Genomic DNA, 13,773 nt, shown 5'->3' on the forward strand with positions numbered 1-13,773 from the left:
GCGTCAGAACGAGAACGGGATGTAGCAGGCGGCGGCCAGGACGACCGCGCCCCAGCCCAGCAGGGCGGGCCGGCGGTACCAGGCGTCGTCGCCCGCGGCGGGCGGTTCGGACATGCCGGGGGAGCGGGTGCCGTAGACCAGGCCCTGGAGCTGCTCCGCCGGCTTGGGCTTGGTGAACAGGGACACCGCGACCATCACGACCGCGCCGGCGACGAAGCCCGCGATCGCGGAGACGAAGTTGGCACCCTGGTCGGTGGGGATGGAGATGATGTCCTTCTTGTAGAGGACGAAGTAGTTGACCATCGCGGTGACGGTGCCGGCGAGCAGCCCCCAGAACCCGGACTTGGCGGACGCGCGCTTCCAGAACATGCCGACGATGAAGACGACGAACATCGGCACGTTGAAGAAGGAGAACAGCGTCTGGAGGTAGCTCATGATGTTCGAGAACGACGACGCGAGGAAGGCCGTGCCGACGGACGCGGCGACGCCGATCGCGGTGATCAGCCGGCCGAAGCGGACGTAGTAGGCGTCCTCACGGCCGCGCACCACGTACTTGCCCCAGATGTCGTTGGTGAACACGGTGTTGAACGACGACACGTTCGCGGCCATACCGGCCATGAAGGCTGCCAGCAGACCGGTGACGGCGATGCCGAGCACGCCGTTGGGCAGCAGCTCCTGCATCAGGTAGGGGATGGCGTCGTTGTACTGGTAACCGGAGCCGGCGGTGCCGAAGTTGGGGATGAGCGCGGCGGCGACCAGCCCCGGGATCATCACCAGGAAGACGATGAAGACCTTCGGGTAGGCGGCGATCAGCGGGGTCCGCTGCCCGGCGGAGAGGTTCTTCGCGGACAGGGCGCGCTGGACCTCGGCGAAGTTGGTGGTCCAGTAGCCGAAGGACAGCACGAACCCGAGGCCGAGGACGATGGTCAGCCAGTTGGCGCCGAGCGGGTTGCCGCTGCCGATGCCGGTGCCGCCCCAGGCGGTGGTGAAGTTGCCGCCGTGGGTGGCGGTCAGCTTGTCGGTGAGCCCGCCCCAGCCGCCGACCTTCTTCAGGCCGAGGATGGTGATCGGGATGAGGGCGGCCAGGATCACGAAGAACTGGAGCACCTCGTTGTAGATCGCCGAGGACAGGCCGCCCAGCGTGATGTACGCGAGCACGAAGGCGCCGGCGACGACGATCGCGACCCACTGCGGCCAGCCGAGCAGGGCCTCGACGACGATCGCGAGGGCGTAGAGGTTGACGCCCGCGATGAGGATGGCGGCGAACGCGAACAGGATCGAGCTGAGCAGGTGCGCGGCCCGGTCGAAGCGCAGGAGCAGGAACTCGGGGACCGAGCGGACCTTGCTGCCGTAGTAGAAGGGCATCATCACCAGGCCGAGGAAGACCATGGCGGGGATGGCGCCGATCCAGTACCAGTGCACGGTGTAGGCGCCGTACTGGGCGCTGTTGGCGGCCATGCCGAGGATCTCGGTGGCGGCCAGGTTCGCCGAGATGAAGGCGAGGCCGGTGATCCAGGCGGGCAGTGAGCGCCCGGAGAGGAAGAAGTCGAGGCTGGTCTTCACGGACCGGCGGGCGGCGAAGCCGATGCCGAGGACGACGACGAAGTAGATCGCCAGGATCGTGTAGTCCAGCCAGTTGGTGGGGAGCCGTAGCTCCGCCGCCAGGTAGGTGGGGGACTCTGTGGGGGTTTGCATGAGAACTCGCTTCGTTGCGCGAACTGATCCAGAGCGGAACCTACGCCCCCGTGTTCAGTATCTGAACACTTCGACTGGTGTTCTTTGTTTGATTGTGATCGAGCGAGGTGATGTCGAGTTGTGATCTGTTATGTTTGATTGTGTTGAGTGATTGGGTGCGAGTACGCCCCCGAGGGGCGTCGAGCGAGGAGTCCGGCGTGAAGAAGACCTCGACCCGGCTGGCCGACGGTCGTGAGCTGATCTACTACGACCTCCGGGACGACACCGTGCGCGACGCGGCCGACCGCCGCCCGTTGGACCGTACGGTCACCACCTCCCAGATCCGCCGCGACCCGCTGCTCGGCGACGCGGTCGCCGTGGCCTCCCACCGCCAGGGCCGCACCTACCACCCGCCGGCCGACGAGTGCCCGCTGTGCCCGACCCGGGGCGAGCGGCTCAGCGAGATCCCGGACTCCTCCTACGACGTCGTCGTCTTCGAGAACCGGTTCCCCTCCCTCGCCGGCGACTCCGGCCGCTGCGAGGTCGTCTGCTTCACCTCCGACCACGACGCCTCCTTCGCCGGACTCACCGGGGAACAGGCGCGCCTGGTGCTGGACGCGTGGACGGACCGCACCGCGGAGCTGTCGCATCTGCCCTCCGTCGAGCAGGTGTTCTGTTTCGAGAACCGTGGCGCCGAGATCGGCGTGACCCTCGGCCACCCCCACGGACAGATCTACGCCTACCCCTTCACCACCCCGCGCACCGCGCTGATGCTCCGCTCGCTCGCCGCGCACAAGGAGGCGACCGGCGGGGAGAACCTCTTCGACACCGTCCTGGAACGGGAACTCGCGGGCGAGCGGGTCGTCCTGGAGGGTGAACACTGGGCGGCCTTCGTGCCGTACGCGGCGCACTGGCCGTACGAGGTCCACCTGTACCCCAAGCGGCGCGTCCCGGACCTGCTCGGGCTCGACGAGGCGGCGCGCACAGAGTTCCCCCAGGTCTACCTGGAACTGTTGAGGCGCTTCGACCGGATCTTCGGCGAGGGTGAGCCTCCGACGCCGTACATCGCGGCCTGGCACCAGGCCCCGTTCGGCACGCTGGAGGAGTTCGACGGCGTCAGGCGCGACGACTTCGCGCTCCACCTCGAGCTTTTCACCATCCGCCGCACTTCCGGCAAGCTGAAGTTCCTCGCGGGTTCCGAGTCCGGCATGAACGTGTTCATCAACGACGTGCCGCCGGAACGCGCGGCCGAGCGACTGCGAGAGGTAGCGAGTTCATGAAGTACCTGGTGACGGGTGGCGCGGGATACGTCGGCGGGGTCGTGGCCCAGCATCTGCTGGAGGCCGGGCACGAGGTCACCGTCCTCGACAACCTCTCCACCGGCTTCCGCGCGGGCGTGCCCGCCGGCGCCGCCTTCGTCGAGGGCGACATCCGCGACGCCGCCAAGTGGCTCGACCCCTCCTTCGACGGCGTGCTCCACTTCGCCGCGTCCTCGCAGGTCGGCGAGTCCGTGGTGAAGCCCGAGAAGTACTGGGACAACAACGTCGGCGGCAGCATGTCCCTGCTCGCCGCGATGCGCGACGCGGGCGTGCGCTCGCTGGTCTTCTCGTCCACGGCGGCCACCTACGGCGAGCCGGAGCAGGTCCCGATCACGGAGAGCGCGCCGACCCGGCCGACCAACCCCTACGGCGCCTCCAAGCTCGCCGTCGACCACATGATCACCAGCGAGGCGCACGCGCACGGCCTGGCCGCGGTGTCGCTGCGCTACTTCAACGTCGCCGGTGCCTACGGCGCGCACGGCGAGCGCCACGACCCCGAGTCGCACCTCATCCCGCTGGTCCTCCAGGTCGCCCAGGGCCGCCGCGACGCGATCTCCGTCTACGGCGACGACTACCCGACCCCCGACGGCACCTGCGTCCGCGACTACATCCACGTCGCGGACCTGGCCGAGGCCCACCTCCTCGCCCTGACGGCCGCCCGGCCCGGCGAGCACCTGATCTGCAACCTCGGCAACGGCAACGGCTTCTCCGTCCGCGAGGTCGTCGAGACCGTCCGCCGGGTCACCGGCCACCCGGTCCCCGAGGTGGTCGCCCCGCGCCGGGGCGGCGACCCCGCGGTCCTCGTCGCCTCGGCGGCCACGGCCCGCGAGAAGCTGGGCTGGAACCCGTCCCGCGCGGACCTCGCGGGCATCGTCGCGGACGCCTGGGAGTTCGCGCAGCGCATCACGAAGGAGCACTAGTGGGGGCACAGCGGGTCACGGAGCGTTTCGCCGAGCTGTACGGGGCGCCGCCGCAGGGCGTGTGGGCGGCCCCCGGCCGGGTCAACCTGATCGGCGAGCACACCGACTACAACGACGGCTTCGTCATGCCGTTCGCCCTGCCGCACCGGACGCTCGCGGCGGTCTCCCGCCGGGACGACGGGCTGCTGCGCCTGCACTCGGCGGACGTCGGCGGCGAGGTCGTGGAACTGCGGCTCGACGCCCTCGCGCCCGGCACCGACCACGGCTGGACGGCGTACCCGGCGGGCGTGGTCTGGGCCCTCATCGAAGCCGGCCACGAGATCACCGGCGCCGACGTCCACCTGTCGTCCACCGTGCCGACCGGCGCCGGCCTGTCCTCCTCCGCCGCGCTGGAGGTCGTCGTCGCCCTGGCACTCAACGACCTGTACGACCTCGGCCTGGAGCGCTGGAGACTGGCCCGCCTGTGCCAGCGTGCCGAGAACGTCTACGTCGGCGCCCCCACCGGCATCATGGATCAGACGGCGTCGGCGTGCTGCGAGGAGGGCCACGCCCTCTTCCTCGACACCCGGGACCTGTCCCAGCGGCAGATCCCCTTCGACCTCGCGGCCGAGGGGCTGCGCCTGCTGGTCGTGGACACCCAGGTCGAACACGCCCACAGCGGCGGTGAGTACGGCAAGCGCCGGGCCGGCTGCGAGAAGGGCGCGGCCCTGCTCGGCGTCGACGCCCTGCGCGACATCCCCCACGCCGGCCTGGACGCGGCACTGGCCCGCCTGGGCGACGAGGAGGAGGTCGTCCGCCTCGTGCGCCACGTCGTCACCGAGGACCACCGCGTCGAACGCGTCGTCGGCCTGCTGCGCGCCGGCGAGACCCGCGCGATCGGCCCCGTCCTCACCGAGGGCCACGCCTCCCTGCGCGACGACTTCCGCGTCTCCTGCCGGGAACTCGACCTGGTCGTCGACACCGCCCTCGCCCACGGCGCGCTGGGCGCCCGCATGACCGGCGGCGGCTTCGGCGGCTCGGCGATCGTCCTCGCCGAGGCGACCGACGTGGACGCGCTGACCAAGGCGATCGAGGAGGCCTTCACCGCGGCCGGCCTCACCACCCCCCGAGTCTTCGAAGCAACCCCCTCCCCAGGAGCCCACCCCCTCTCCTGACCCCCAACCGGCCCCTCCCCGGGCTGTGTTCGTCAGGGCAGGGGCTTGGTGAGGGTGTGTTCGGTGGTGCCCGGGGGGTAGTCGGGGACGGTGCCCACGATCTCGTAGCCGTGGGCGCGGTAGAAGCCGGGGGCCTGGAAGTCCCAGGTCTCCACGCGGGACGCCGTGCAGGCGCGGCCGGTGGCGGCCAGGTGTTCGGCCTCGGTGAGGAGGCGGCTGCCCAGGCCCGTGCCGCGGTGTCGGGCGTCGACCCAGAGGTAGGTGACGTGCAGCCAGGCCGCCCAGGTGTGGCCGACCAGCCCGCCCGCCAGGTCACCGGCGTCGTCCAGCGCCCACACGTGCAGCGGCGTCTCGCGCTCGGCGGGGGTGCCGCGCAGCGCGGCGAGCACCGGGGACGCCGCGGCGTTCGTCTCCCGCAGCCGGGTGCGGAGCAGATCCTGTCGGTCTCTGTCGACTTCCGCCTCGATACGAAACATGCGGCACACGATAGACGCGCCGGACGGCCAGTTCCGCGAATCGTCTTCCGTCGCGTGCGCGCATCCGTACTCTGAGGAGCAGCACCGGTGGGGGCCGGTGCGCTCAGGGGGCGAGACAGGCGGGTACGGCGCCCGCGCCGGGGGTAGCCACTCCGCAACGGCGGCGGCCGTGCGGCGCGCGTCCTCGGCCGCGGACGCCGTGCCCGCGCGTGCCGTCGTGCTCCGCACCTTTTCCGGGCTTACCGGACCGGCTCATCCGGAGTCTTCCGGACCTTGGTATCCCCTGCTCCGCGCGGAGCCTGGGGAAGGGGGTTTCGTGGTTCGCATCCGAGTCCTGGTCGTGGACGACCACCGCATCTTCGCCGAGTCGCTCGCCGCGGCGCTGGCCGCCGAGCCCGACGTCGAGGTCTCCGCCGCCGGCAGCGGCCCGGCCGCGCTGCGCTGCCTGGAGCGCGCGGCCGGCGAGGGCCGCCGCTTCGACGTCCTGCTGGCCGACGCCGACCTGGGCGGCGCCGTGCCCGGCGCCCGTCCTGCCGTACCGGTGCCGGACGGTGACGCGGCGGGTCCGGTCGACGGCATCTCGCTGGTCGCCGGGGTCCGGGCCGCCCAGCCGCGGGTGCGGATCGTCGTCCTCGCCGAGAAGGACGACGCGCGCCGCGCGGCCCTCGCCCTCCAGGCGGGCGCCTCCGGCTGGGTCGCCAAGGACTGCTCGCTGTCGCGCCTGCTGACGGTGGTGCGCGGGGTGCTGCGCGACGAGACGCATCTGCCGCCGGCGCTGCTGACCGGCGTGCTCCGGGAGCTGACGGCCGCGCGCCGGCACCGCACCGAGAGCGAGCGGCTGGTGGAGTCCCTCACCCCGAGGGAACGGGAGGTGCTGCGCTGCATGGTGGCCGGGCTCGGCCGCAAGGCCGTCGCCGAGCGGCTGTTCCTCTCCCCGCACACCGTCCGCACCCACATGCAGAACGTCCTCGGCAAACTCGGCGTCCACTCGACGCTGGCCGCGGTGGCGCTGGCCCGGCGGGCGGGGGTGGGACCGGCGGACCTAGCCGGGGAGGTTGTCGAACGGGGCGGTCAACTGGCGTAGCAGTCCGGCGAGTTCGCCGCGCTGGGTGCGGGACAGCTCGCCGAGGATGGCCCGTTCCTGTTCCAGCAGGCCCGCCAGTGCCTGGTCGGCGCGGTCCCGGCCCTCGTCGGTCAGTCGGACCAGCACACCGCGCCGGTCGCTGGGGTCGGGCAGCCGCTCCACCAGGCCCTTCTTGGCCAGCCGGTCGATCCGGTTGGTCATGGTGCCGGAGGTGACCAGGGTCTGGGTGAGGAGCTGGCCGGGGGAGAGCTGGTACGGCGTCCCGGCGCGGCGCAGCGCGGTCAGCACGTCGAACTCCCAGGGTTCGAGCTGGTGCTCGGCGAAGGCGAGCCGGCGGGCGCGGTCGAGGTGCCGGGCGAGTCGGCTCACCCGGCTGAGTACTTCCAGCGGCTCCACGTCGAGGTCCGGACGCTCCCGGCGCCACGCTGCGACCAGCCGATCGACCTCGTCCTCCATGGAGATCAGTGTAGTGGTTGTGTCGACATGAAGTCTCTTGATGTCGAGTCTCTTGACGTGGAGATAAATGCACGGGGAGAGTGGGCTCCATGACGACGCCCGCCTGGGACCCCGCCCAGTACCTCCGCCACGCCGGCCACCGGGCCCGCCCCTTCACCGACCTCCTCGCCCGGATCCCGGACCCGCCCACCGCCCGGCCGCGCGTCGCCGACCTCGGCTGCGGCCCCGGCAACGCCACCGCCCTGCTCGCCGGCCGCTGGCCCACCGCCCGCGTCACCGGCTACGACAACTCGCCCGCGATGCTCGACCGGGCCCACGTCGAACACGAGGGCCCCACCAACGGCGGTGGCCGGCTCGACTTCGCCCACGCCGACGTCCGCACCTGGACGCCCGCGGAGCCCTACGACGTGATCGTCTCCAACGCCACCCTCCAGTGGGTGCCCGGGCACGCCGACCGCTTCGCCGACTGGACCGCCGCCCTGAACCCCGGCGGCACCCTCGCCTTCCAGGTGCCCGACAACGCCGACGCCCCGCTGCACACCCTGATGCGCGACCTCGCCGCCACCCCCCGCTGGCGCTCCCGCCTCGCCGGCGTCCTGCGCCGCCCGGACTCCGTCCACACCCCGGGCGCCTACCTGGACCGCCTGGCCCGCCTCGGCTGCGCCACCGACGTGTGGCGGACGACGTACCTCCACGTCCTGACCGGTGAGGACCCGGTGCTGGACTGGGTGAAGGGCACCGGCCTGCGCCCCGCCCTCACCGCACTCGCCGACGACCCCGCTGCACGCGACGCGTTCCTCGACGAGTACCGGGAGCTGCTGCGCACGGCCTACCCGCGCGCGCCCTACGGCACGGTCCTGCCCTTCGGACGGCTGTTCGCCGTCGCCCGGAAGCCGGCCTGACACCTCAAGCCTTGCGGTGGCCGATCAGCCGCGGCCGCTGCTCCAGCCCGTCCAGGCCGTGCCAGGCCAGGTTCACCAGGTGCGCCGCCACCTCCGCCTTCTTCGGGCGCCGCACGTCCAGCCACCACTGGCCGGTCAGCGCCACCATGCCGACCAGCGCCTGCGCGTACAGCGGGGCGAGCTTCGGCTCGAAGCCGCGGGATTTGAACTCGCGGCCCAGGATGTCCTCCACCTGGGTGGCGATGTCCGAGATCAGCGAGGCGAAGGTGCCCGTGGACTGCGGGATGGGGGAGTCGCGGACCAGGATGCGGAACCCGTCCGTGTACTCCTCGATGTAGTCCAGCAGCGCAAAGGCCGCCTGCTCGCACAGCTCACGCGGGTGACCGGCGGTGAGCGAACCGGTCACCATGTCCAGCAGCCGGCGCATCTCGCGGTCGACCACCACCGCGTACAGGCCCTCCTTGCCGCCGAAGTGCTCGTACACCACCGGCTTGGACACCCCGGCCTTCGCCGCGATCTCCTCCACCGAGGTGCCCTCGAAGCCCTTGGCCGCGAAGAGGGTGCGGCCGATCTCCAGCAACTGCTGGCGGCGCTCCGCACCGGTCATACGCGTCCGGCGGGTCCGCCGCTGCTTGTCGTTGCCCGGATCGCTGCTGCTGGAGTCGGTCGCCACGGCGTCAATCATGCCGCCTCGGCGGTCTCCTTCCGGCGCCGGGAACCACCCTCCCCGGTGTCCCGGCGGGAATCGATACGCGAGCGGGACGGCCAGCGCACGTCGTACGCCCAGCCGGCCAGCTCGAACAGACGGATGAAGCGGGCCGACGAGTCGATCTGGCCGCGCATCACCCCGTGCCGCGCCGACGTGGGGTCGGCGTGGTGCAGGTTGTGCCAGGACTCACCGCAGGACAGCACCGCCAGCCACCACACGTTGCCCGACCGGTCCCGCGACTTGAACGGCCGCTTGCCCACCGCGTGGCAGATCGAGTTGATCGACCACGTCACATGGTGGAGCAGCGCCACCCGCACGAGTGAACCCCAGAAGAATCCGGTGGCCGCACCCCACCAGGACATCGTCACCAGACCGCCGATCAGCGGCGGCAGCCCGAGGGACACCAGCGTCCACAGCACGAACTGCCGGGAGATCATCCGGATGGCCCCGTCCTTGATCAGGTCGGGCGCGTACTTCTCCTGCGAGGTCTGCTCCTCGTCGAACATCCAGGCGATGTGGGCCCACCACAGCCCCTTCATCAACGCCGGCAGCGTCTCGCCGAACCGCCACGGCGAATGCGGGTCGCCCTCGGCGTCGGAGAACTTGTGGTGCCTGCGGTGGTCGGCCACCCAGCGCACCAGGGGCCCCTCCACGGCCATCGAGCCCATGATCGCCAGCGCGATGCGCAGCGGCCGCCGGGCCTTGAACGAACCGTGGGTGAAATAGCGGTGGAAGCCGATGGTGATGCCGTGGCATCCGAGGAAGTAGAAGAAGACCAGCAGGCCCAGGTCGAGCCAGCTCACCCCCCAGCCCCAGGCCAGCGGCACGGCCGCCACCAGTGCCACGAACGGCACGACGATGAACAGCAGCAGCGCGACCTGCTCGATCGAGCGCTTCTTCTCACCGCCCAGGGTGGCGGGGGGAGCGGGTGTGTCGTCGGCCTGACGGGCTTCTTCGATCACATCGGAACGTGAGGTCATGCGGTCCCCTGTGGGGTCGAGGGTCAAGACAGGCAGGTACGGGCCGCCGGGACCGGGTGGACTCGCCGGTACTCCCTACGGTTCCGTAACCTACGGCTTCGTAAGTATGGCAGTGTGCCGCGCCGCGGCAAGAGCCCCGGACCCCGCGCGTCCACGCGGACACCTATCCTTGGACGCGGTCGGACAGCGCGGTCCGCTGACGTTTCCTTTCCCGGACGCTCCGGCCCGTATGCGGCGCCCGCCGCCTGGAGCCGCCCGGGTTCCCCTCCAGACGAGCTTCAACACTGCAAGGAGCCGCACCTGTGAGCAGTGCCGACGACCAGACCACCACGGCCAGCACCGAACTGCGCGCCGACATCCGCCGCCTGGGTGATCTCCTCGGAGAGACCCTCGTCCGGCAGGAGGGCCCCGAACTCCTCGAGCTGGTCGAGAAGGTCCGCCGCCTCACCCGGGAGGACGGCGAAGCCGCCGCCGAGCTGCTGCGCGGCACGGAACTGGAGACCGCGGCCAAGCTGGTCCGCGCCTTCTCCACCTACTTCCATCTGGCCAACATCACCGAGCAGGTGCACCGCGGCCGGGAACTGCGCGCCCGGCGCGCCGCCGAGGGCGGACTCCTCGCCCGTACGGCCGACCGGCTGAAGGACGCCGACCCCGAGCACCTGCGCGAGGCCGTGCGCAACCTCAACGTCCGGCCGGTGTTCACCGCCCACCCCACCGAGGCCGCCCGCCGCTCCGTCCTCAACAAGCTCCGGCGCGTCGCCGCCCTCCTGGACACCCCCGTCCTCGACTCCGACCGCCGTCGCCACGACACCCGCCTCGCCGAGAACATCGACCTGGTCTGGCAGACGGACGAGCTGCGCGTCGTACGGCCCGAACCCGCCGACGAGGCCCGCAACGCCATCTACTACCTCGACGAACTCCACGCCGACGCCGTCGGCGACGTCCTGGAGGACCTGACGGCCGAACTCGAGCGCGTCGGCGTCAGGCTCCCCGACGACACCCGACCCCTCACCTTCGGCACCTGGATCGGCGGCGACCGCGACGGCAACCCCAATGTCACCCCCCAGGTGACCTGGGACGTCCTCATTCTCCAGCACGAACACGGCATCAACGACGCCCTCGCCACCATCGACGAGCTGCGCGGCCTGCTGTCCAACTCCATCCGCTACGCCGGAGCCACCCGGGAACTGCTGGACTCCCTCGCCACCGACCTCGACCTCCTCCCCGAGATCAGCCCCCGCTACAAGCGCCTCAACGCCGAGGAGCCCTACCGGCTCAAGGCCACCTGCATCCGCCAGAAGCTGGAGAACACCAAGCAGCGCCTCGCCAAGGGCACCCCCCACGAGGCCGGCCGCGACTACCTCGGCACCGGCGAACTCCTCGCCGACCTGCGAATCATCCAGACCTCGCTGCGCGAGCACCGCGGCGGCCTCTTCGCCGACGGCCGCCTCGCCCGCACCATCCGCACCCTGGCCGCCTTCGGCCTCCAGCTCGCCACCATGGACGTCCGCGAACACGCCGACGCCCACCACCACGCCCTCGGCCAGCTCTTCGACCGGCTCGGCGAGGAGTCCTGGCGCTACGCCGACATGCCCCGCGACTACCGCGGCAAGCTCCTCGCCAAGGAACTGCGCTCCCGCCGGCCCCTGGCGCCCACCCCGGCGCCGGTGGACGCGGCCGGCGAGAAGACCCTCGGCGTCTTCCGCACCGTGCGCAAGGCCCTGGAGGTCTTCGGACCCGAGGTCATCGAGTCCTACATCATCTCCATGTGCCAGGGCGCCGACGACGTCTTCGCCGCCGCCGTCCTCGCCCGCGAGGCCGGCCTCCTCGACCTGCACGCCGGCTGGGCCAAGATCGGCATCGTGCCGCTGCTGGAGACCACCGACGAGCTGCGCGCCGCCGACACCATCCTCGAGGACATGCTCTCCGACCCGTCCTACCGGCGCCTGGTCGCGCTGCGCGGCGACGTCCAGGAGGTCATGCTCGGCTACTCCGACTCCTCCAAGTTCGGCGGCATCACCACCAGCCAGTGGGAGATCCACCGCGCCCAGCGCCGCCTGCGCGACGTCGCCCACCGCTACGGCGTCCGCCTGCGCCTCTTCCACGGCCGCGGCGGCACCGTCGGCCGCGGCGGCGGCCCCTCCCACGACGCCATCCTCGCCCAGCCCTGGGGCACCTTGGAGGGCGAGATCAAGGTCACCGAACAGGGCGAGGTCATCTCCGACAAGTACCTCATCCCCTCGCTGGCCCGCGAGAACCTGGAACTGACCGTCGCGGCCACCCTCCAGGCCTCCGCCCTGCACACCGCCCCCCGCCAGTCCGACGAGGCCCTCGCCCGCTGGGACGCCGCCATGGACGTCGTCTCCGACGCCGCCCACCGGGCCTACCGCGAGCTGGTCGAGGACCCCGACCTGCCGACGTACTTCCTGGCCTCCACGCCGGTCGACCAGCTCGCCGACCTGCACCTGGGCTCACGGCCCTCCCGCCGTCCCGGCTCGGGAGTCTCACTCGACGGCCTGCGCGCCATCCCGTGGGTGTTCGGCTGGACCCAGTCCCGGCAGATCGTCCCCGGCTGGTTCGGCGTCGGCTCCGGCCTCAAGGCCCTGCGCGAGGCCGGCCTCGACACGGTCCTGGACGAGATGCACCAGCAGTGGCACTTCTTCCGCAACTTCGTCTCCAACGTGGAGATGACCCTCGCCAAGACCGACCTGCGCATCGCCCGGCACTACGTCGACACCCTCGTCCCCGACGAACTGCGGCACGTCTTCGACACCATCAGGGCCGAGCACGAGCTGACGGTCCGCGAGGTCCTGCGGGTCACCGGTGAGACCGAGCTGCTCGACGCCCACCCGGCCCTCAAGCAGACCTTCACCGTCCGCGACGCCTATCTCGACCCGATCTCCTACCTCCAGGTCGCCCTGCTCAAGCGGCAGCGCGACGCCGCCGCGGCCGGCACCGACCCCGACCCGCTGCTCGCCCGCGCCCTGCTCCTCACCGTCAACGGCGTGGCGGCCGGCCTGCGCAACACCGGCTGACCCGCCCCGCCCCGGCACCACGACGCCCCCGAGGCCACCAGGCCCCGGGGGCGTCCCACGTCCGCCGCACGCATGCCCGCCGTACGGGCGCCCGCCGTCACCCCAGAGCCGCGAACGCCGCCGTCAGAAGCCCCGCCCCGCACAGCCCCAGCACCCACGCCGCCCGCGCCAGCCGCATCCCGCCCGCCACCACCACCGAGGCCGGCAGCAGCGCACCGCCCAGCGGCACCCACGCGTACAGGACCCCCGCCGGCCCGCAGCGCACCGCGTCCCCGGTACCGGGCTTCAGCATCACGTCGTACGTCTCCCCAGCCCGCACCGCGACCGGGTCCCCGACCTCCGCCCGCGCACGTGCCCGCGCCCCCGCCGACACCGGCGTGAACGGACCGGCACACCTGCCCCCCGCTCACGCCCCTTGGTCAGCATCGCGTGCTGCGCGTCCCCCAGCGGGCTCAGGAGTTGTACGTGCCCTGCGCCCGCTCCAGCCCCTCCGTGACCAGGGCCTCCACCGCGTCCGCCGCACGGTCCACGAAGTAGTCCAGCTCCTTGCGCTCCGCCGGGGAGAAGTCCTTCAGCACGAAGTCCGCCACCTGCATCCGCCCCGGCGGCCGGCCGATCCCGAACCGCACCCGGTGATAATCCGGACCCATCGCCTTCGTCATCGACTTCAGACCGTTGTGCCCGTTGTCCCCGCCGCCCAGCTTCAGCCGCAGCGTGCCGTAGTCGATGTCCAACTCGTCATGGACCGCCACGACGTTCGACAGCGGCACCTTGTAGAAGTCCCTGAGCGCGTTCACCGGGCCGCCGGACAGGTTCATGAACGACATCGGCTTCGCCAGGACCACCCGGCGGCTCGCCGGCCCCACCGGACCGATCCGCCCCTCCAGCACCTGGGCCTGCGCCTTGCCCGCCCGCTTGAACCTCCCCCCGATCCGCTCCGCGAGCAGGTCGGCCACCATGAAACCGACGTTGTGCCGGTTCATGGCGTACTCCGGCCCGGGATTGCCGAGCCCGACGATCAGCCAGGGTTCGCTGGCGGGGGTTGTCACGTCCATCTCTCCTCG

General features: G+C 71.6%; 12 protein-coding genes and 1 pseudogene. 6 read left to right on the top strand and 7 right to left on the bottom strand.

The features are described from left to right. Positions 1-3 precede the first annotated feature (3 nt). Positions 4-1,695: a sodium:solute symporter family protein gene (locus ACIQVT_RS15705; RefSeq protein ID WP_403752654.1), complete on the bottom strand. Its 1,692-nt coding sequence runs from the start codon at positions 1,693-1,695 to the stop codon at positions 4-6. 197 nt (positions 1,696-1,892) lie between these two features. Between ACIQVT_RS15705 and galT the strand changes: the two genes are divergently transcribed. The 3 genes from galT to galK are packed head-to-tail and all read left to right on the top strand — an operon-like array spanning position 1,893 to position 5,067. Next, entirely contained in the window at positions 1,893-2,954 is a 1,062-nt protein-coding gene (gene galT / locus ACIQVT_RS15710) for a galactose-1-phosphate uridylyltransferase (RefSeq protein WP_403752657.1), read from the top strand. Then, positions 2,951-3,913: a UDP-glucose 4-epimerase GalE gene (gene galE, locus ACIQVT_RS15715; protein WP_403752660.1), complete on the top strand. Its 963-nt coding sequence runs from the start codon at positions 2,951-2,953 to the stop codon at positions 3,911-3,913. The genes galT and galE overlap by 4 nt, the downstream gene beginning before the upstream one ends. After that, positions 3,913-5,067 carry a galactokinase gene (gene galK / locus ACIQVT_RS15720; RefSeq protein ID WP_403752663.1) on the top strand — a complete coding sequence of 385 codons (1,155 nt, stop codon included), beginning with the start codon at positions 3,913-3,915 and terminating at the stop codon, positions 5,065-5,067. Before galE ends, galK begins: the two co-directional genes overlap by 1 nt. Before the next feature lie 32 nt (positions 5,068-5,099). Here the strand turns inward: galK and ACIQVT_RS15725 are convergent, their stop codons facing one another. Next, positions 5,100-5,543, bottom strand: a complete 444-nt coding sequence (locus ACIQVT_RS15725) for a GNAT family N-acetyltransferase (protein ID WP_403752666.1) — start codon at positions 5,541-5,543, stop codon at positions 5,100-5,102. A gap of 316 nt (positions 5,544-5,859) precedes the next feature. On the opposite strand from ACIQVT_RS15725, the gene ACIQVT_RS15730 reads away from it, so the two are divergent. Beyond that, positions 5,860-6,627 carry a LuxR C-terminal-related transcriptional regulator gene (locus ACIQVT_RS15730; RefSeq protein ID WP_403752669.1) on the top strand — a complete coding sequence of 256 codons (768 nt, stop codon included), beginning with the start codon at positions 5,860-5,862 and terminating at the stop codon, positions 6,625-6,627. Here ACIQVT_RS15730 and tamR read toward each other — a convergent pair. After that, positions 6,586-7,083, bottom strand: a complete 498-nt coding sequence (gene tamR, locus ACIQVT_RS15735; protein WP_403752672.1) for a MarR family transcriptional regulator TamR — start codon at positions 7,081-7,083, stop codon at positions 6,586-6,588. The genes ACIQVT_RS15730 and tamR overlap by 42 nt on opposite strands. 89 nt (positions 7,084-7,172) lie before the next feature. On the opposite strand from tamR, the gene ACIQVT_RS15740 reads away from it, so the two are divergent. Further along, entirely contained in the window at positions 7,173-7,985 is an 813-nt protein-coding gene (locus ACIQVT_RS15740) for a trans-aconitate 2-methyltransferase (RefSeq protein WP_403752675.1), read from the top strand. Between the two features lie 4 nt (positions 7,986-7,989). On the opposite strand, the gene ACIQVT_RS15745 is transcribed toward ACIQVT_RS15740, so the two are convergent. Both ACIQVT_RS15745 and ACIQVT_RS15750 read right to left on the bottom strand, forming a co-directional pair. Then, positions 7,990-8,670, bottom strand: a complete 681-nt coding sequence (locus ACIQVT_RS15745) for a TetR family transcriptional regulator (RefSeq protein WP_403752678.1) — start codon at positions 8,668-8,670, stop codon at positions 7,990-7,992. Then, positions 8,667-9,674: an acyl-CoA desaturase gene (locus ACIQVT_RS15750; protein WP_403752681.1), complete on the bottom strand. Its 1,008-nt coding sequence runs from the start codon at positions 9,672-9,674 to the stop codon at positions 8,667-8,669. The genes ACIQVT_RS15745 and ACIQVT_RS15750 overlap by 4 nt, the downstream gene beginning before the upstream one ends. A 302-nt stretch (positions 9,675-9,976) precedes the next feature. On the opposite strand from ACIQVT_RS15750, the gene ppc reads away from it, so the two are divergent. Further along, entirely contained in the window at positions 9,977-12,709 is a 2,733-nt protein-coding gene (gene ppc, locus ACIQVT_RS15755; protein ID WP_403752684.1) for a phosphoenolpyruvate carboxylase, read from the top strand. Between the two features lie 97 nt (positions 12,710-12,806). Here the strand turns inward: ppc and ACIQVT_RS15760 are convergent. Both ACIQVT_RS15760 and pth read right to left on the bottom strand, forming a co-directional pair. Then, positions 12,807-13,165 (bottom strand): annotated as a pseudogene (locus tag ACIQVT_RS15760) (hypothetical protein). After that, positions 13,162-13,764: an aminoacyl-tRNA hydrolase gene (gene pth, locus ACIQVT_RS15765; protein WP_403752687.1), complete on the bottom strand. Its 603-nt coding sequence runs from the start codon at positions 13,762-13,764 to the stop codon at positions 13,162-13,164. Before pth ends, ACIQVT_RS15760 begins: the two are co-directional and overlap by 4 nt. Positions 13,765-13,773: the final 9 nt, after the last annotated feature.

This window comes from Streptomyces sp. NPDC100445 (assembly GCF_044759735.1).
Taxonomy (GTDB): Bacteria; Actinomycetota; Actinomycetes; order Streptomycetales; family Streptomycetaceae; genus Streptomyces.